The sequence below is a fragment of the Pseudochelatococcus lubricantis genome (genome assembly GCF_042432495.1).
Lineage (GTDB): Bacteria > Pseudomonadota > Alphaproteobacteria > Rhizobiales > Beijerinckiaceae > Pseudochelatococcus > Pseudochelatococcus lubricantis.
This window is the reverse complement of sequence record NZ_JBHLXC010000002.1, coordinates 781,509-800,811: the sequence shown is the minus strand read 5'-3', so window position 1 is coordinate 800,811 and position 19,303 is coordinate 781,509. Positions and strand designations below refer to the sequence as shown.

The 19,303-nt window shown below is 59.2% G+C and carries 15 protein-coding genes and 2 pseudogenes; 15 read left to right on the top strand and 2 right to left on the bottom strand.

Annotation, left to right across the window (positions count from 1 at the left end; all coding sequences use genetic code 11):
- The first annotated feature begins 36 nt into the window (after nt 1–36).
- The 13 genes and pseudogenes from ACFFJ7_RS06530 to terL all read left to right on the top strand — a co-directional run bounded on the left by ACFFJ7_RS06530 (nt 37) and on the right by terL (nt 15,062).
- Nucleotides 37–1,431, top strand: coding sequence for an ATP-binding protein (locus tag ACFFJ7_RS06530; protein ID WP_377591290.1), 1,395 nt, complete (start codon nt 37–39; stop codon nt 1,429–1,431).
- A 722-nt stretch (nt 1,432–2,153) separates the two neighbouring features.
- Nucleotides 2,154–2,369, top strand: a pseudogene (locus ACFFJ7_RS06525) (DUF3489 domain-containing protein); the annotation flags it as partial.
- A 5-nt stretch (nt 2,370–2,374) separates the two neighbouring features.
- Complete coding sequence (locus tag ACFFJ7_RS06520; RefSeq protein ID WP_377591288.1) at nt 2,375–2,884, top strand: DUF2924 domain-containing protein; 510 nt, start codon at nt 2,375–2,377, stop codon at nt 2,882–2,884.
- The gene (locus tag ACFFJ7_RS06515; RefSeq protein WP_377591286.1) at nt 2,881–3,588 is read left to right on the top strand and encodes a recombinase family protein; all 708 of its coding nucleotides are present in this window, start codon (nt 2,881–2,883) and stop codon (nt 3,586–3,588) included. Before ACFFJ7_RS06520 ends, ACFFJ7_RS06515 begins: the two co-directional genes overlap by 4 nt.
- A 30-nt stretch (nt 3,589–3,618) precedes the next feature.
- Nucleotides 3,619–4,656, top strand: a complete 1,038-nt coding sequence (locus tag ACFFJ7_RS06510) for a recombinase family protein (RefSeq protein WP_377591284.1) — start codon at nt 3,619–3,621, stop codon at nt 4,654–4,656.
- Nucleotides 4,657–5,907: 1,251 nt separating this feature from the next.
- Nucleotides 5,908–6,333 (top strand): hypothetical protein, encoded by a 426-nt coding sequence (locus ACFFJ7_RS06505; RefSeq protein ID WP_377591282.1) that lies wholly within the window; start codon nt 5,908–5,910, stop codon nt 6,331–6,333.
- Nucleotides 6,333–7,673, top strand: a complete 1,341-nt coding sequence (locus ACFFJ7_RS06500; protein WP_377591280.1) for a KGGVGR-motif variant AAA ATPase — start codon at nt 6,333–6,335, stop codon at nt 7,671–7,673. Before ACFFJ7_RS06505 ends, ACFFJ7_RS06500 begins: the two co-directional genes overlap by 1 nt.
- The gene (locus ACFFJ7_RS06495) at nt 7,673–9,103 is read left to right on the top strand and encodes a hypothetical protein (RefSeq protein ID WP_377591278.1); all 1,431 of its coding nucleotides are present in this window, start codon (nt 7,673–7,675) and stop codon (nt 9,101–9,103) included. Before ACFFJ7_RS06500 ends, ACFFJ7_RS06495 begins: the two co-directional genes overlap by 1 nt.
- Before the next feature lie 292 nt (nt 9,104–9,395).
- Nucleotides 9,396–10,534, top strand: a protein-coding gene (locus tag ACFFJ7_RS06490) for an IS3 family transposase (RefSeq protein WP_377591276.1) whose coding sequence is annotated in 2 segments (ribosomal slippage) — nt 9,396–9,651 and nt 9,651–10,534 — 1,140 coding nt in all. Because the reading frame shifts where the segments join, the coding sequence is not laid out codon by codon here.
- Between the two features lie 576 nt (nt 10,535–11,110).
- Entirely contained in the window at nt 11,111–11,770 is a 660-nt protein-coding gene (locus ACFFJ7_RS06485; protein WP_377591274.1) for a hypothetical protein, read from the top strand.
- A complete protein-coding gene (locus ACFFJ7_RS06480; protein ID WP_377591272.1) occupies nt 11,682–13,172 on the top strand; it encodes a site-specific DNA-methyltransferase in 1,491 nt (496 codons plus the stop codon). The genes ACFFJ7_RS06485 and ACFFJ7_RS06480 overlap by 89 nt, the downstream gene beginning before the upstream one ends.
- On the top strand, nt 13,165–13,617 hold the full coding sequence (locus ACFFJ7_RS06475; protein ID WP_377591270.1) for a DUF5681 domain-containing protein: 453 nt from the start codon (nt 13,165–13,167) through the stop codon (nt 13,615–13,617). Before ACFFJ7_RS06480 ends, ACFFJ7_RS06475 begins: the two co-directional genes overlap by 8 nt.
- 53 nt (nt 13,618–13,670) lie before the next feature.
- Nucleotides 13,671–15,062, top strand: coding sequence for a phage terminase large subunit (terL, locus tag ACFFJ7_RS06470; RefSeq protein WP_377591269.1), 1,392 nt, complete (start codon nt 13,671–13,673; stop codon nt 15,060–15,062).
- Nucleotides 15,063–15,380: 318 nt separating this feature from the next.
- On the opposite strand, the gene ACFFJ7_RS06465 is transcribed toward terL, so the two are convergent.
- On the bottom strand, nt 15,381–16,460 hold the full coding sequence (locus ACFFJ7_RS06465) for a transposase (protein ID WP_377591267.1): 1,080 nt from the start codon (nt 16,458–16,460) through the stop codon (nt 15,381–15,383).
- A 146-nt stretch (nt 16,461–16,606) separates the two neighbouring features.
- On the opposite strand from ACFFJ7_RS06465, the pseudogene ACFFJ7_RS06460 reads away from it, so the two are divergent.
- Nucleotides 16,607–17,705, top strand: a pseudogene (locus ACFFJ7_RS06460) (IS630 family transposase).
- Nucleotides 17,706–18,065: 360 nt separating this feature from the next.
- On the opposite strand, the gene ACFFJ7_RS06455 reads toward ACFFJ7_RS06460, so the two are convergent.
- Nucleotides 18,066–18,863, bottom strand: a complete 798-nt coding sequence (locus tag ACFFJ7_RS06455) for an SDR family NAD(P)-dependent oxidoreductase (protein WP_377591265.1) — start codon at nt 18,861–18,863, stop codon at nt 18,066–18,068.
- Here ACFFJ7_RS06455 and ACFFJ7_RS06450 point away from each other — a divergent pair.
- Entirely contained in the window at nt 18,862–19,155 is a 294-nt protein-coding gene (locus tag ACFFJ7_RS06450; RefSeq protein ID WP_377591263.1) for a hypothetical protein, read from the top strand. The genes ACFFJ7_RS06455 and ACFFJ7_RS06450 overlap by 2 nt on opposite strands.
- Nucleotides 19,156–19,303 lie beyond the last annotated feature (148 nt).

The window sequence follows — 19,303 nt, the reverse complement described above, 5'->3', positions numbered from 1 at the left end:
AGGCTGCATGTTGACCCCGAAAGTCGAGGTTTTCTGATGTTTACACCCTTACGGCTTGGATCGATCCGCCGACAAATCACGGCTTTGGCCATTGGCCCCGTCATCGGCCTCGTCATCCTGGGTTCCCTTGCCGAACTCGTACTGCGCGATGATTTTGAAAGTGTTTCCTATGCCCGGACGACGGCCTTGAAAATTGAGATGGTCATCGACCAGATCCGGGCTTCCGTTTCAGCGGAGCAGGAGGCCGCGATCCTGGACGCCATGTCCAGAACCTGGCTTCAAGTCGAGGCTGTGTCGGCAGCGGAACTTGTGCAGAAGGTCGAGGCGGAAATCCCCGCTGACGATGTTCGTCGGCACGTCCGGGATAACTTGCCTGCAACATTCACAATGGCTTTCCGTGCGGAAACCTCCTCCGGGGAATTGCACAATGTGCTTCTCGTCGGGTTCAGCGATGATCGGGCCTTGGCGTTTCTACCCTCGCCGGCTCCTCCTGATACATGGATTACCGACCGTCAAGTCAGTTTTGCACTACAGGTGATGAGCGTTGTCTTGCCGGTGGTTCTGCTTTCTCTGTATGCGGCAAGCATGATTACGGCTCCCCTGCTTGAATTCGCTAAAGCTGCGGAAACATTGAAGCCCGACGAAGGGCCAGACCGACCTTTCGACGAGGGTGGGATCACCGAAATTCGAACGCTGGCCAAATCACTGAATGACATGCGCAGCCGCGTGCGACACATGATCGATGATCGCACGCGTATGTTGCGCGCCGTAAGCCACGACCTCCGTACACCGCTGACGCGTTTACGTCTGCGCGCGGAGCGCTCGACTCAGCCGGAGTTGAAAGCGGCGCTTTTGAAAGATATTTCCGCTCTCAGCGGCATGCTCAACGATACGCTCGCTTATTTCAGCAAGGAAATGGCAACCGAGAAGCCCGTCAACGCTGACTTGCCCAGCCTGCTGACAACCGTATGTTCCGACTTTGCCGACGTAGGTTTCAATGTGAAGTACGCCGGACCGGAACGCTTTTCCTACCGCTGCAAACCACGATCGCTTGCACGTGCGATCAGTAACCTTGTCGAGAACAGCACCAAGTTTGCCCAGGAGATTTCGGTAGAGCTGTCGGCCGTCGAAAAGGGGACCGTGCGAATATGCGTTGTTGATGACGGCCCGGGCCTTCCCGACGATTTACGTACCCGCGTGCTCGAACCCTTTTTCAAGGTCGATGCAGCACGAACATCGGCCGGCCGCAGTGGATTCGGACTGGGACTCTCGATTGTCGATGACATCGTGCGGGCACATGGCGGTACGATCGAACTCCTGAACAAAGCACCGCATGGCCTCATGGCGCAGATGGATTTTCCTGCCGAAATACTTGCAGCGGGAGGTGCAATACGGACCAGATCGGCAGACAACGTCGCCGGCATTAGCTGATGCGCAACCGCACAGACCCGTCGCGTGCGCAAATCACCTGACAAGGGCGCTGTCATCTCATTCTAATCATGAAACACACATACGTCTTGCAATTATAGAAATTAAATATATGCAATATCAAAACAAAATATTTTATTATAAAAACTCAATTATATTGATATATAAACAAATATATTTTGAAAGAAAAACTTGAAAACACGACTTCAAAAGAGAGAATGTATTTGGTAAATATGAAATAAAATATTATAAATGATAAATTTTATTTCTATACTTCGGTGATAAACGAAGCAAAGATAGCATTGACAGTAAAGGGAGATCGCCCAATCGCCTTCCCTCTGCTGAGACTCACAGTCAGCCCGGATCGCGGGCTTTCGTCAGTACAGGCGCCGGTTGGTCCGGTAGCTGAACCGACGGAGAGCAAATATGACATTGATCGATATCATCAGGTCCGCCCCTGCTAGCAGAGAGGACGCCGTTGCGGATGACGGACAGGCGTTGCAGAAACAAGCAGGAGCAAGCCAGGAAGCCGGGAACGAAAGCAGCCCGGAGGCCGCGCATCCGTAGCGGGAAAGTCGGCTACCAGAAAGCCCAAGCCTGAGAAGCGAAGGTCTGACTCGCGGACGGGCACTGCTGAGGAGCGAGGAACGGCCGTCGCCGCAGCGGCAAGTGACGGCCGAACCCAGCGGCCTCAAAGGGCCGTTGTCCCTGCCCAGAGAAAGACCGATATAGTCCTCAAGAAGCTGCGTCTGGTCAGGGGCGTGACGATCGCCCAGCTTGCCGAGGCCACAGGCTGGCAGCTCCATTCGGTGCGCGGCTTCCTGTCGGGAACGGTCAGGAAGAAGTTCGGCCTGAGGCTGATCTCCGAAACCGGCAAGGACGGTATCCGCCGATACCGGATCGAGGACGAGGCCGGCAGCGCGAGCGGCAAGGCCGGGTGATTGCCATGAGAAAGGTTCTTGCACTGGACGAGGAGGTCGCCGCTATCGGCGAGCTCCCGCGGGAGGAATTGGTTAACCGCTGGATCAAGGCTCATGGCCATCCGCCGCCCATCGGCGTGCGCAACGGTCTCCTGATCTATTCGGCGACATGGCAGTTGCAGGCAAGGCGGCTCGGTGGTTTCAAGCCGGAGACGAAGCGGCGTTTGAAGGAGGCGATGAGGCAGCTTGAAGATAGAATCGGGGGCAAGCAGGCAGGTGCAGCGGACCCGATCGATGATGGCAGTACTGCTGCGGACGATACGCCGCCGATCATTTTATCAGCGTCTCCCACCCGGAAACGCCAGATCCTGCGACCCGGTGCCCGGTTGCTGCGCGAGTGGAATGGCCAGACCCACGTCGTCGATGTCATCGAGAACGGCTTCGTCCATGAGGCGAAGGTCTATCGTTCACTGACGGCGATCGCCCGTGCGATCACCGGCACGCATTGGTCCGGGCCGAGGTTCTTCGGGATATGAGGAGGAATGGCAGAACGAGGAGCTCCACCAATAATGGCGGCAGGAATGACACCAACGGAAACGGCTCCCCCCGCTCGTCGCAGCCCCGGCAGCGCTGCGCGATCTATACCCGCAAATCGAGCGAGGAAGGGCTCGATCAGGAGTTCAACTCGCTCGACGCCCAGTATGAAGCCTGTGCCGCCTTCATCGCCTCACAATCCGGCCTCGGCTGGAAGCTGGTTCCCGGCCGCTATGACGATGGCGGCATCTCCGGCGGCACCATGGAGCGGCCGTCCCTGCAGCGCCTGCTGCAGGATATCCGGAACGGCAAGATCGATGTGGTGGTGGTCTACAAGATCGACCGGCTCACCCGCTCGCTGATAGATTTCGCCAGGATCGTCGAGATTTTTGATGCGAGCGGTGTCTCATTCGTTTCCGTCACCCAGCAGTTCAACACCACCACGTCCATGGGCCGGCTGACGCTCAACGTCCTGCTTTCCTTCGCCCAGTTCGAGCGCGAGGTGACGGCGGAGCGCATCCGCGACAAGATCGCGGCCTCGCGCAGGAAGGGCATCTGGATGGGCGGTACGGTGCCGCTCGGCTATCGTGTCGAGAACCGCAAGCTGGTCGTCGACGAGGCCGGGTCGGAAAAGGTGCGGCATCTGTTTAGCCGCTATCTCGAACTGGGATCGGCGGTGGATCTCGCCAAGGAGGTCGATGGTTAGGGCGACAAGCTCGCTCCGCAACGCACACCCATGAGCCGGGGCCGGCTTCATCGCTTGCTGTCGAACCCGGTCTATATCGGCAAGGCCCGCTATCATGGCGATGTCTATGAGGGAGAACATGAGGGGATCATCGAGCCTGCCGTGTTCGAGGCGGCGCAATCCCTGCTCGCGGACAAGTCCCGGAACAGAAAGTACCGATCATACAGCCCGGATATCCATCTGCTGACCGGCCTCGTGGTCGACGAGACCGGCGACCGCCTCGGTCCGACCCACGCCTACAATCACGGCAAGCGCTACCGTTATTATGTCTCCCGTCGTCTCCGGCATGACCCGTCCAGCAAGGAAGGAAGCTGGCGCATCGCGGCGGGCGAACTCGAAGGGATTGTCCGGAGGCAGGCCTGCGAGCTCTTGCAGGATCGAACCCTGATCGCAGACTGGTTGCAGGAGCGCGCCGTCCCCGCCGATCGCATGGAGGGGGCGCTGTCGGCTGCTTCGGCAATGGCAGCCACCTTGGAGGGGGATGCGGTTTCCGAACCACGGAAAAAGATCCTCCATGAGCTTTTCCGGAAGATCACCCTCTCACCCCAAAAGATCAGCTTCGAGGTCCGGAAACAGGCGCTGGTCCGCCAGCTGCTTGCGTCGATGGGTCGGGAACCCGTCGACTGTTGGGATCAACTATCCCAAGATCCGACACCCGAAGATGCGGCGGAACCATGCGTGATCGATCGGCCGGTCGCGATCAAGCGGCGGGGGTTGGAGGCGCGCATCGTCATCAACGGAATCGCGCGGGAGCCCGAGGCGTCGCTGATCGATCTGCTGGCACGCGCCCATCTCTATCTTGTAAGGCTCACGGACGGGTCGGTATCGTCGATCGTGGAACTGGCGCGTGAGCTTGGCGTCTATCGTGCCGACATCAGCCGCGTCCTGCCCCTCGCCTTCCTGTCGCCGGCGATCACCGAAGCTATTCTGACCGGCCGGCAGCCGGCAGATCTCACCGCCCGCGCGCTGGCACGATCCGTTGATGTCCCGTATCTCTGGTCGGAACAGGCCAACGCGCTTGGAATGTAAGCGAGGGGCATCGGCCGAATCAGTCAGCTTGCCCGAGGCCCGGCATCCAAGAGCGATCCATCGGGACAGTCCGCCACATCCAGGCGATCCGCCAGCATCATGCGGCAGGTGAAGTGGTCACGGAAATAGCTCGACAGAGACGAAGGCTGAAGAGAGGGCGGGAACGGGGCAGAAAGCCCCCGCAGCAACCACTCGGACAGAGACTATCCCCGCTAACCTGCGGAAATGTCGTATCCATTGGGAACGGGACACGAAAAACCCAGCAAGAGCGGGGTGCCTGGTGGTGGGCGTAGTCCAGCGAGTACCGGTCTCTGTATGGGATTTCCCTGCTTTCCGGGAAAAAGCAGGGAAATTTCGACTGAATCGGGTTCCGAGTGCTGTTTTCGATGTGAGTTTATCCGCTAATTCAGTTGGTTACGACGAATTTCCCTGAACGTCCGAACAGGGAATTTTCTCGTGCCAGCAGGGAGCTGGCCGGCATGAACATGGAAGGGTTTCATCTGACCAGCTTTAGAACTCCTAACAAAACCTCCGGGGTGAGGCTGGCTGAGGGATTTTGGTCATCCTGCGAGGAGCCGAACGCAGTCGATGCTGGTTGCATCGGCGAGGATCGGCGACATGGCAGGGGGCCAAAAGACCCGGCCGGCCGACCCCGCGAGGTTTTGTTAGGGGTTCTTAGTAGGCGGCATAGGCGCCAAGATCTTTCGGGCCTGTCGGATCGTATATCCTGGGGCACGCGGGACGTGACCCGAACGTTCCTTTACACCCATGTCGAGGGGCGGGTCAGCCGGGTAGCGAGCAGGAAGACACGCCGGCCAGCCTGGAACCGCGCTTACAACCGGAGGACGGTGTCGCGGACATACGGCGTGGCGATCCTGACCCCGCCCCTCTCCAGCGTCGCATCGCGGAGTACCTTGCGCGTCACCAACCTGACCGGCTCGCTACGATCCAGAAGCGCGAGTCACTGTCGACCCGACGCAGCCAGCCTCTCTAAGGATGATATACACGACGGCTCTCCCTCCGCTCCGCACGGCGAGGGTTATCCGGAAAGATCCGCCCCCGCTCAGACAATCAAGAGCTCATGCCTCGGTCCTCTCCTGGCGTTCCTGTCCGGTTCACGCCGCATTGCGGCAACGCCTCGAAGTAGCGACTCGCACCTCCCGGGTCGGTGACTTCGCGCCCTCGACCAATTGCGCTTAAGCGGCTAATACTATCCTCAAGACAGTTTGCCACGAGCGCGAGGAAAGCAGCATGGTGTACAGTACGGATTTTTCGACATCTGCCCGCCGCCACCTGCGTGCTGCCCGCGAATTGTACGAGGCCGCCACCGCGGGTGCCCAGCCGGGATGCCGTGCAGTCGCTGGTTACCTGTTCGGCCTCAGTGGCGAATTGGCCGTGAAGGAAATTATGCGCGATAGCGGTATGAAGCCAATGGCAGAAAATCAACGCCGGGATGATCCATTCTATGCTCATTTCGAGTCGCTGAAGACCAGCTTGCGCGACACGATTCATGGCAGGCGGTCAGGGGAACTGCGAGTAATTGCTGAGGATGCGTCGCTCTTTCAGCACTGGAACACCGACATGCGTTATGCGCCAACCGCCGAAATCCTGGATGCTCGTATAGATGCCTGGCGGAGAAGCGCGAATGACCTCGTGGCTCGGATGGATGCGATCTGATGACCGGTATCATGTTTGACGATGCGTTGTCCCTGTTGGTCGCCACATTGGCTAGGCTGGCGGGTTCCGATTTTGTCGAAGCTGGTATCGTGCTGCGGGACTCATCGGGGCGTCTCGGCTTCGTGGCAGATCGTACGCCAAGGGATGAGAATGAGCGCGGCGAGCTTGGCCACGCGGTGATCGAAGCTCTCGGCGTCTACGCGCGCAGCGATCGCCCAGTCAGATTTCGTGGGGACGGCGGAGCTGAAACCCTGCTTTCTGAGCCCCTCGCGCTGCCGGTGCAGATCGGCGAGACGTTCTGCCGTCTCGTGGATCGCCGCGTCGTCGGCGCAGGCTGGCTTGATGCACCGGCGACCGGGCCAGTCTCTCCGCCGAGGGTGGTATTCGCCGCGCTGAAGGGCGGTGTCGGACGCTCGACGGCGCTTGCTGTTGCAGCGGCTGATCTTGCGCGGGCTAATCGCAACGTACTGGTCGTGGACCTCGACCTAGAGGCGCCGGGTCTTGGCGATCTTCTGCTGGATTCCAGCCGCATCCCGGAACTGGGTGTCATCGACTATTTGGTCGAGAATGGCCTAGGGGGCGTGCCCGATGCCGATATGCACCACTATATTGGTACAAGCGAACTGACATCCGCCGATGGAGGACGGGTCGACGTCTTTCCGGCGCTTGGCCGCCGTTCGCTAAGCCATCCCGAGAACATATTGCCCAAGCTGGCGAGAGCGATGATAGAGGATGTCGTCGACGGGAGTTCCATATCGGTCGCCAAGCAGATTTCAATGATGATCTCGGCGACCACCAAGAGCGAACAATATGACGTCGTCCTGATCGACAGTCGCGCGGGTTTGGCCGAACTGGCAGCGCCAGCAGTTCTGGGACTGGGTGCGACGGTCCTGCTTTTTGGTACAGCCCAGAAGCAGACGGTTGAAGGTTACCGGGCACTTTTTGCAGCGCTTCAATTGCTAGCACAGCGCGATCGGGCGCAGAATAGGGACACCGAATGGCGCACTATGCTCCGACCGGTCTACGCCAAGGCCAGCGCCGGCAATGACGTGGCGGAACAGTTCTTCATCGACGAGATGTTCGAACTCTATTCGGCACATATTTACGATGCCGAGGAACCAGACGATGCTTCGGCAGAATTCCTACGTTTTGTGCGAGATGACAAGACTGCCCCGCATTGGCCACTGATTGTTCCGTTCAATTCAGCTTTCATCGATTTCGATCCGAGCCGCACCCCGGGGCAATTGACCCAGTCCTTCTACGAACAGACATTCCGCCCGTTCCTATCTGAACTCTGGTCCGCAATAAATCTGACTAGGGCAGAGGAGGGCTTACAATAATGACTTATGCAAGCCCCGACTTTTCTGTGATACGTGCAGCAATGGCTGAATTCGATCCGTCACCGAATATTCAGCCCAACGAATCCATCGCTTTGGATAAGGCATTCTTTCCGGAAGGTCATCGCGGTGTGCTTGACCTGCGTCGCCAGCTTGTGGTCGGCAATCGCGGAATGGGGAAAAGCTTTTGGACCCATGCGCTGACAAACCAAACGGTGCGAGATAGAGTCGCCGAAGAATACGGTCACCGCATTCTAAAGCAGTCCGATGTCGTCATCGGCTTCAATGGTTCGGCAAAGACAAGTCCAACAGCCCCAACGATCGATGAGATTGCTGCTCTCCTTGACCGTCGAATCACCCCAGATCTGATATGGCGGGCGGTACTAGTCCGTATCGTTCAGCGAACCGTCCCATGCGAATCGCTGAACCGAATTATAGAACGGCTCAAGAGCGATCCGATGCTCTACTCTCGCGAATTGTCGATAGCGGATGACACTTTTTTGCAAAGCAACAGGAATCTTCTGATTGTATTCGATGCGCTTGATCGGCTTGGTCGCGATTGGAATGATATCCGCAAGCTCACCCGAGCGCTGCTCGCGTTGGCGGTTGGATTGCAGTCCTTCCGTGCCATACGCACGAAGATTTTTATGCGCGTCGATCAATTTGCGGATCATGACCTGTTCCGCTTTCCCGACAGTTCTAAGATCCGCAACGATCATGTAAACTTAATATGGCGCCCGAACGAGCTCTATGGATTGCTCCTATTCGAACTGATCCGCAACCCCTCATCACAGGCGCAACTGGATCTGATTGCCCAGAATGAGAAACTACCCCACCGAAGCTCAAGAGGATGGTCGCAAGCCGGCGATCAGGAGCAGATTATAAAGGTGATTGCGGGCGAGTTTATGGGAAGCAATAAGAAGCGGGGTCGGGTCTACACTTGGGTGCCCCTCCACTTGAGCGATGCTGCAGATACCTGTTCCCCGCGCAGTTTCCTGATTGCATGGAAAAAGGCCGCCGAGCACAGGCCCGCGCCTACAGACCGCTCTGTTGATCATCTGGGACTCTCGGATGGTGTGCGTTCAGCATCTAGCAGCCGCCTAGTGGAGCTTTACGAGGACTACCCTTGGATTAAGCCGGCGCTTGAGGCGCTGCGTCGGCAGTTTGTTCCGCTGGAACGCGAGCGTCTTTTCGAGTTCTGGCAGGAGGCGGACGTGGTCAAGGCTATCCGAGACGGCGGTTCTTCCGACCCGAAGTCCATGCCGGTGAAATTCCTTGAGGGTGATGATCTGGCCGCCCTGTTGTCGGCGATGCGCGATGTCGGGGTAATGGAGGAGCGGTCCAACGGAAAGGTCAACGTGCCCGACATCTTCCGTGTTGAGGCCGAGATCCTGCGCAAAGGTGGGGTCGCCGTTCCCAAGCGGCAGAGCTAAGGCTCGCGCCCAGCTCGCCTAACCGTCTGATCAGCGCAGGCTGATCAGAGGCTTGTTATGTTGCGCATGAGTGAGTCGCCCGTGAAGAATTCCCAACCCCTTGAATTATTGCGCTTATCCTGCCGCCTGAAATATTGTTGTTTGCAAGATCGCGCGGTGTTTTCCGGTGCAACCTTGCAAATTGCGTCGACGATGCAATCGTGATTCAGAGGTGGTTCCGGAAAACTGAACATCCGGGATAAGTGGATTTTCCGCGCAACAGCAGCATGATGCTGCGAGCGAGGAGAAGACCATGACGAGACGACCGCGCCGGAACCATAGCCCGGCATTTAAGGCAAAAGTGGGGGTGGCTGCGATCAAGGGCGAGAAGACGCTGATCGAACTGGCGCAGGATTTTGATGTTCATCCGAACCAGATCAAGCAGTGGCGTGACCAGCTGCTCGAGGGCGCGACCGGAGTGTTCGGGGAAGCCCCGAAGACTGAACCGGAACCGGTGATCGATGTGAAGGCCCTGCATGCGAAGATCGGGGAACTGACGCTGGAGAACGATTTTTTGTCCGGCGCGCTCGGCAAGGCGGGTCTGTTGCCAAGCGCAAAAAGATGATCGATCCCACAGCCAGGCTGAGCGTCAGCCGTCAGGCGGTTGTGCTGGGTATCAGCCGGGGGGCCTTCTATTACAAGCCTCGCCCTGTGTCAGATGCCGATCTGAAGCTGATGCACCGGATCGACAAGCTGCACATGGAATTCCCGTTCGCGGGCAGCCGGATGTTGCAGGGGCTGATGGTCCAGGAAGGGTTCAAGGTTGGACGGCGGCACGTTGCCACGCTGATGAAACGCATGGGGATCGAGGCGCTTTACCGTCGGCCGAACACCTCGAAACCGGCGCCGGGGCACAAAGTCTACCCCTATCTGCTCAGGAAGCTGCCCATCACCCGGCCCAATCAGGTCTGGGCAATGGACATCACCTACATCCCCATGGCCCGTGGGTTCATCTATCTGGCCGCCGTGCTGGACTGGTTCACGCGGCGCGTTCTGGCATGGCGGGTGTCTATCACGCTGGAAGCCGATTTTTGCATAGAAGCTGTGGAAGAGGCGCTGGCGCGACATGGCACGCCCGAGATCTTCAACACGGACCAGGGCAGCCAGTTCACCTCGACAGACTTCATCAAGGTGCTGGCGGTGCGCGAAATCAAGATCAGCATGGATGGCAAGGGGGCCTGGCGTGACAACGTCTTCGTCGAACGCCTGTGGCGGACCATCAAATACGAGGAGGTTTACCTGCGGGCCTATGCCAGCGTGTCCGAGGCTCGCGCCGGAATAGGTCGATATCTGAACTTCTACAACAGCCGCCGCCCGCATTCATCGCTTGACGGGAAAACCCCACATCAGGCCTACTTCACCCCGCCAATGCCCGAAGCGGCAGCGGCATAACCAAGGCGGAAAACCACTTAGAAAACGCCCGGAACCTGTTCAAACAAATCGAACCACCTCTCTCGCCCACGACATTAAACTTTAGCATAGAATCGGCGATTTACCATGTCGCTTGCTGGGATGCGGAGAGCAGCGACAATAGCGAACCATCGACGAAAAATGGCGGGACATGCGGGATTCGAACGTCACCTTCCTGCAAGATAGTTACTGTATTCGCATTTGCCGCGAATGACTGCATCCCGCCCTTTTGCGTTCGAAGCTAACTAACAGACCTTACGGATCGGTATCGCCAGGTTATTCTCGCTGCTTCATCGCATCGATATCCTGCAGCGAATCGATCGCACAATGTTTACGCTGAGCGCCATTCTCGACAAGGCTTGTAACAAGCCAATCGTCATCGGCATTCACAGTGAGCGTCGGAGTCTCCGAATCCTCTAATGAGTTGAATTTTCAGAATAAAAAACAAGATTCAGGCGACATTAGGAGACAGTGACACAATTGCATTTAATTAATGACGTTGCGATACGTCATTAATTAATCCATCTTGTTCCCGGATGACCAAGATGGATCGAGGCCATGACGATTCCCAGGAAACGCGGCCGCCCAATGGGCACGGCACCGAATCGCGAACACGACCAGCGCCTGCTGCGGCAAGCAGTGCGGAACCTGATTTTCGGCCTGTCGCCGAACGCAACAGGAGCCTTCCGCTCACTGCTCGATGAGGACGATCCGGAGTTTCCCGCGGTGCTCCGCCGTCTGCAGCGCCAGTGGCAACAGCATGGCGAACAATATTTGGAAGAGGCACGCCGTGACGCCTTTGCGCAGCGATGGCTGTTCGACGCTGATCAGCTCGAGAAGGCTTCGCCTGAATTCTCCCGCGTTGTCGACACCTTCGCCGCCTCGTCGATCGGCCAAGCCGTTCTCCGGAGATATGGCCAGGATGGCATGCCTGCCGATCCCCTATCGTTGGGCATCGTCACCCTCTGGGACGAGATCGTCCGCCACAGCGCGATTGGTCCGCTTCACGCCGAGGAATTGTTCAAGCAGGCTTATGCCGGCTGGTCGGCGACCGGACTGGAACCCGACGAGGCATTCCTCCGGCGGTTCGCCGAGCTTTGCCTTGCACAGGCCGACAGGTTGAAGACCCATGCCGACGCGAGCGCGGGCAACGGGAACTCAAAGCAAGATCATGTCAGCGCAGCCGTTCAGCGGGAGGTCCATGACGATGGACGCTGAACGGCTCCTGAACAAGGGTATCCGGGACCTGACGCCTTATCCCCGCAATGCGCGGACGCATTCGAAAAAGCAGATCCGTCAGATCGCCGACAGCATCAAAAAGTTCGGCTTCACCAATCCCGTGCTGATCGACGAGCATGACCGCATCCTGGCAGGGCATGGCCGCGTCGAGGCGGCGAAACTCCTCGGCATGGATCAAGTGCCGTGCCGGCTGATCGCATCGCTGTCGGAGGCCGAGAAGCGCGCCTACATCCTGGCGGACAACAAACTCGCCCTCAATGCCGGCTGGGACGAGGAAATTCTGGCCATCGAGCTGCAGTTTCTCATCGAGCAGGCGCCGGAGATCGACATCGGCCTCACCGGCTTTTCGATATCCGAGATCGACGATCTCATCGACATCGGCGGCACCCGCGACGACTCTGATCCGCGGGATGATCGTGTGCCGGCCATCGACAGCGGCGCCGTGGCGACGACCGAGGCGGGTGATGTCTGGCTGCTCGGCGATCACCGACTTGTCTGCGGCGATGCGCAGGAGGCCGACAGCTATCGGCTACTGATGACGGCGGGCGACCGGATCGAGCGGGCGCAGATGGTGTTCACTGATCCGCCCTACAACGTCCCGATCGACGGCCATGTCGGCGGGGCGGGAAAAATCCGCCACCGTGAGTTCGCCATGGCCTCAGGGGAAATGTCGCGGGACGGCTTCACCGCCTTCCTGTCCACGGTCATCGGCCACCTGGCCTCCTTCAGCGTGGACGGCTCGATCCACTTCCTCTGTATGGACTGGCGCCACCTCATGGAAATGCAGCGGGCGGGCGAGGCGCATTATTCCGACCTCAAGAACCTGATCGTGTGGGTGAAGGACAACGGCGGTATGGGGAGTTTCTACCGTTCCCGGCATGAGCTGATTTTTGCCTGGAAGGCGGGCACCGCGCCGCATATCAATTCCTTCGAGCTCGGCCAGAAGGGTCGCTACCGGACCAATATCTGGAATTATCGCGGCATCAGCTCGGGTGGCAGAACCGCGAGGGAGGAGCTTGCCCTTCACCCCACGGTCAAGCCGGTCGCGATGGTGGCCGATGCGATGAAGGACTGCTCGAGCCGGGGCGGCATCGTGCTCGACCCCTTCTGCGGCTCCGGCACGATCCTGATCGCCGCCCAGAAGGTCGGGCGCCGCGCGCGGGCAATGGAGATCGATCCTCATTATTGCGATACGGCGATCCTTCGCTGGCAACAGTTTGCGAAGGATGACGCCGTGCTGGCGGCGACGGGCGAGACGTTTGCGGCCGTGCGTGCCCGGCGCGCGGCGGAGCGGCTTCAGCATCAGATTCCTGACGAATTGCCGGATACGGCGGCTCCGACACCAGGCTCGAACGGCGAGAGACTCATTTCCCATGAATGATCACCCCGTGGAAGACAATGTCGAGGGGCTGGAAGCGGAGGCTGCCTCGCCGGCGCCGGCCTATGAGGTAGGTTACGGCAGGCCGCCACGCCACAGCCGCTTCAAGCCCGGCCAATCCGGAAACCCGAAGGGCCGTAAAAGAGGCACCAGGAACACGGGCACGCTCCTGCAGGAGATTCTGGATGAGAAGATCGTCGTCCGGGAAGGAGACCGGGAGAAGAAGATCACCCGGAAGGAGGCCTGGTTTCGTCAGCTGACCAACAAGGCCCTCAAGGGTGATGCCAGGGCAACAACGGCACTTTTCGGTATTCTAAGGGACCTCGGCCATATGGAGCGAGAACCGAACGCCCCGAATGACGACGCCCGCAAGCAGCTCAACGAATCGGATCGAGCGATCATGCAGCGGTTGTTCCCCAACGGCGTGCTTCCGGAGGGCGGCGAATGAGGCAAGCGCATTTGCAAGTCGCGGGTGATCCGCCGGAACTCACCTATCACGATATGCAGGTGATCCTGCGACAGAACCTGGGCGCCTTCATCGAAAAATCGTTCCGGGAGCTTTATCCCGCCCTGCCCTATCTGCATAATTGGCATATCGATGCCTTTGCCTGGCACCTGTCGAAGGTGATGCATGGCCGCATCAAGCGATTGCTGATCACGGTCCCGCCCCGCAGCCTGAAGTCGCATTCCGCATCCGTCGCCTTTCCGGCGTGGGTTCTCGGACATGAGCCCGGCCGGAGGATCATCACGGTGAGCTACGGCAATGATCTCGCGGTCGAGCACGCCAATGCCTTCCGCAAGGTGATGAAGGCCGACTGGTATCGTGATCTGTTTCCGTACACCCGGATCGACCCAGGGAAGGATAGGGAGCGCGAGGTCCGCACCACGGACGGCGGCTACCGGCTGACCACCACGGTGGGAGGACCGCTCACGGGACGCGGGGGCGGCATTATCATCATCGACGACCCGATGAAAGCGGTGGACGCCGAGTCGCAGGCGGCCCGCGATTCCGTCAAACGCTGGTTCGACGAAACGCTACTGACCCGGCTCGATGACCGCAGAAGCGACGTCATCATCCTGATCATGCAGCGGCTGCATGTCGACGATCTCGCAGGCCATGTGCTCGCCAAAGGTACTCTGGCGGAGAGCGGCTGGGTTCACCTCAATCTCCCGGCGATTGCCGAAGAAGAACTCCGTATCCCGATCGGTTACGGGCGCTTCCACCTGATCAAGCCCGGCGACGTCCTTCACCCTGGCCGCGACACTGTTGCCGATCTCGGCCGTCTGAAGCGCGATATGGGCTCGGCAGCCTTCTCCGCGCAATATCAGCAATCGCCGGTGCCGGCCGGCGGCAACATGATCAAATGGGCCTGGTTCGGCCAATATAGCGCCTTGCCCGAGGCGAAGTGGCCGGCGATGATGGTACAGAGCTGGGATACGGCCTCGAAGGCGGGTGAGTTGAACGATTATTCGGTAGGTATTACCGCTCTTGTCGTTCAGGACACGGTCTACATCGTCGACGTCATCCGGGAAAAGCTCGACTATCCCAGCCTCAAGAATCGCATCTTGCGGGCCAGGGAGCGCTGGAAGGCGCAAACCATTCTGATCGAGGACAAGGGCAGCGGCACGAGCCTGATTCAGGACCTCAAGCGTGACCGTTGTCACACGATTGCGATCAAGCCGGAATCCGACAAGGTCGTCAGGATGTCTGCCTGTTCGGCGCGCATCGAGGCCGGCGCGGTGCTGCTGCCGTCGGCCGCCTCCTGGCTCGATGAATTCCGGGACGAGATCCTCGCGTTTCCCGACGGCCGTCACGACGATCAGGCCGATGCCTTGTCGCAGCTCCTCAATTGGCGCAGGCGGGGGTTCTATACGCTTGATGGCGTGGGATAAGGGGATGGACCTCAGTGATATCCAAGGCTCATAAGCCATGTTTAAGTAAAGAATAACTTTTCAGTTGACAGACCGGAACAGAAGAAAGAAATGCCTAATACTCTGTTGTAATTAAATAATCACGGTCAATACCGCTTCCAATATCATATAATACCAAGTCTCGGAGCTGGACACCCGTATTAACCCCGCAGATCGAGCAGCCGATTGGACTTGAAGCGCAGCAGGCTGGGTTTCCGATCCGTTGAAGGGCGCATTTGACCGTCGGAATGCGCCGCCGAGACCGAATATTGGGGCCCGGTTCCCCGACGCCAGACGGATTCAGCCCCTGGCTTTTGCCCGTTCATGGAAGATGAGACGGTCGAAGTTGTAGGCGATATTGGCCAAGGTGAGTTTCGCTTCGGCCCGCGCCAGCCCGATGGTGCGGATAAACAGGCCGAAGCGGTTCTTCTGGTGGGCGAAGACGTGTTCGACATGGGCACGGATCGACGATTTCGCGGCATTGGCCCGCGCGATATTCTGCGGCATCGGCTTGCCCGCCGGCTTGCGACGATGGATGCGGCTGACCAGCATCTTTGAAGCCAGCCATTTCTCGTTCTTCTGCGAGCGATAGGCGCTGTCGGCCCAGACCTCCGATGAGGTATTCTCCGTATTCACCAACTTGGGGAGCATCCGCCCATCGGCGTGCGCGGCCGAGGTCACCGCCCCCTCCCGGATGAAGCCGAAGCGCCGGTCGATGGCAATGTGGGATTTGTAGCCGAAGACCGGCAGTGCGATTTGAGGCAGCGGCGTGCCGTCCGGCCGATACCGGATCTTGCCGCCAATCTTGAGCGTCCAACGCGCATCGGTGTCTTTCTGAGCCGCCTTGTTCGGTTCGTTTGGCCAGATCTCGTTCGCCGTCTTGCCGGCTTTGATCGCCTCCTTCTCCGCATCCGTGTTCCGCTGCTTCGGCGCGGGCACGAGGGATGCGTCGACGATCTGGCCCGACATCGGGATGTAGCCCTTCTTCTGCAATTGCCAGTCGAACGCCTTCATCACCCGCTGCAGCGCCCCGGTCTCCGTCAATTTATTGCGGAACAGCCGGATCGTGTTCTCATCCGGCGTCGGCCCGCCAAGGTCGAAGCCCAGGAACCGCATCCAGGACAGGCGGTCCCGGATCATGAACTCCATCTTGGCATCGCTCAGATTGTGCTGGGCCTGAAGGATCAGGGCCTTGAACATCGATACCGGATCGAAGGGAGGGCGCCCGCCCTTGGCTCCGTCGCCATAGCCCAACCCTTCCACCAGCCAGCCGCGGAAATACTCGAAATCGACCGTCGCCTCCAGAACCTCCAGTGGGTCGCCGATTTTGCTCAGCCGCTCAAGATGCTCCGACAGCCCAAATAGCGACCTCTGTTCCATCGTCCGGCCTCCAAATCATGAGGGCCAGATTGAATCATGAAATCATCAGCCGCGCGAGGTTAATGCGGGCGTCCAGCTCATGACTCTTCTGGTCTTCCCCGATCAGCGCTTTTCTGATTCATTTGTGAGAACGCATGAGGTTTGCGATGCCGATTCCTCTTCGGGCTGATTTTGATGCGCCGATGATCCGGGCCGTTGCGAGGCGGCCCAAGGACGGACCGCAAGCCCGGCGGCTGCTGGCTTTGGCGGCGATTTACGAGGGCGCGCGCCGGGGCGAAGCCGCGCGGATCGGCGGCGTGACAGTGCAGATCGTTCGCGGCTGGGTCTTGAAGTTCAACGCGCTCGGTCCTGATGGACTGATCGACCGCAAGGCGCCGGGCCAACCGTCTCGGCTCGACGACGAGCATCGCAAGGCGCTGGCCGCGATCATCGACAGTGGGCCGACGCCGGCGATCCATGGCGTCGTGCGCTGGCGGATCATCGATCTGTGCCAATGGCTTCACGACGAGTTCAGGGTATCCGTTTCCAGGCCGACGCTGAGCCGGGAACTGCGGGCCATGGGCTAAAGCATTTTTCGATCGGTCATGATCGTAAAATGCTCTGCGATTCTTTCATTGAGCGCTTTCCGCCCGGCCGCGCCATCACGCGCAGGCCGAAGAGGCGATCGAGGATTTTAAAAAAGCTTTCCCGACCGTGTAGCAGAGGTCGCCAGAGATAAAGGCCTCGACCCCGCCGATGTGGAAATCTGGTTCGCTGACGAGGCGCGTATCGGTCAGAAGAACAAGATCACGCGACACTGGGCCAGGCGCGGAACCAGACCGTCGGCGCCGCACGACCAGCGCACGGCCTCGACCTGCATCTTCGGCGCGATCTGTGCGAAGGACGGCAAAGGCGCCGCTCTCGTCCTGCCCGTCTGCGACACCCCGGCGATGAGCCCGCATCTGGCCGGGATCGCCACCCAGGTCGCGCCGGGCAGGCACGCCATCCTCCTGCTCGATCAGGCCGGCTGGCATCTGTCGAGCCGGCTGATCATCCCGCCGAACATCACCCTCTTGCACCTGCAGGCCAAGTGCCCCCGAACTCAACCCGCAGGAAAATGTCTGGCAGTTCATGCGCGACAACTGGCTGTCAAACCGGGTCTTCTACTCCTACGTCGATATCATCGATCACTGCTGCTACGCATGGAACAAACTCATCGACCAACCGTCGCGCATCATGACTATCGGAATGCGGCAGTGGATATAGAGGTTCAGATCAATGAGAATTGGTATAATATATTGATTTATAATGTCAATACTGCCAGTGCGAGAGGATCAGGGGCGGCGCCGATCCTGACTTCACTAGGGAGTGAGATTTGTCAGGGGCAGAAGCCTGAATGTGATCAAGGAGGCGGGACATATGCGTGCGGATCGCGCTGGTACTACCCGACATGGTTCTGATCTAACAGCTGCTGGTCCGGGAGACAGCGCCCAGTCGTCGTCACCGACCTCGTGGGGCAGTGAGGCGACAACCGGTGTTGTCGTGCCGTCCGGCCCCTCATGTACGTCGGCGGTGCCGAGAGTCACTTGGTGCTGTTAGCTTCAATCAGCTTCACCTTGTCCGGCCTCAACCGCATTTGCAGGACATGCCGCCGTCAACGGGCAACAGGACGCCGGTCACGTATGACGCATCGTCCGACGCCAGAAAAAGAGAAGCGTGCGCAACGTCCCAGGCATCGCCCATTTTTCCAGTCGGAACCATAGCATCGCGCCGCGCGATCATGTCGTCGACGTCCTGATAGACGTACTTGTAGGGTTCGACGATCATCGGCGTATTCATGAGCCCTGGCAGAACCGCGTTGCAACGTACACCCCGCGTCGCATATTCGATGGCCACCGCCTGGGTGAATTGGTTCACTGCCGCCTTCGAGGCATAATAGGAAGCCATCGGAACACCGATGATCCTGATCGAGGCGAGAGAGGACACGTTGACGACCGCACCCCCGCGCCTCCTCGCCATCTCGGGCATGATGCGCCGGCAGGTCAGGAAGATGCTCTTGATGTTGACGTCCATCACCCGGTCCCAGCTCGCCTCGGATACTGCTTCGGTGGCGCAGACGGTGTCGGCGATGCCCACGTTGTTCTGCAGCACATCGATGTGGCCGAAATCCGACAGCACGTCCTTCGTCACGCGGTCGATATGTTCCGCCGAGGTCACATCGGCCCGCATGGCGACAGCCTTGCCGCCTTCAGCGCGAATGATGTCGACCGTAGCTTCCGCCGACTCGAGGTTGTGATCGATGCAGACCACCCTTGCGCCCTCGCGAGCGAAAAGCACAGCCGTCGCCTTGCCGTTGCCCCATCCCTCACCCGCGCACCCTGCGCCCATGACGACAGCCACTTTGTCCTGCAAACGTCCAACCATGATGTCCTCCCCCTATCTGTTAAAAAATGCGGACATCCACCCTATCCCGTGCGACAAGGTCTCCCGCGGCCGGGGCTTGAACAAGATCCGCGGCAACCCCGGCCAGATCACGGTATTGTTACTCGCCGATATCGATAATGGCTTCGCAACCGGAGACTTCGCCGAGCCAATCGATGAACTGCACTGCCGCCTCACTGTCGGTGAGGATGTACGACAGTTCCCAAGGATGGAGCTTGGCATTGACTGGCACCACCACTCGGCTGGCGGCTCAGATGCCGAACAGGATTTCTAGAGACTCGGGCCGGTTCGCCATGTAGATCGCAACGCGCGGCAGACGCGAGTCCGAGTGCCGCAAGGCCCACAGCGACGGTCGCGCTGCGGGCGCGCAATGACGCACAAGTATGGACAACGACGGCGCCTTGACAAACGGCCGGAAGCCC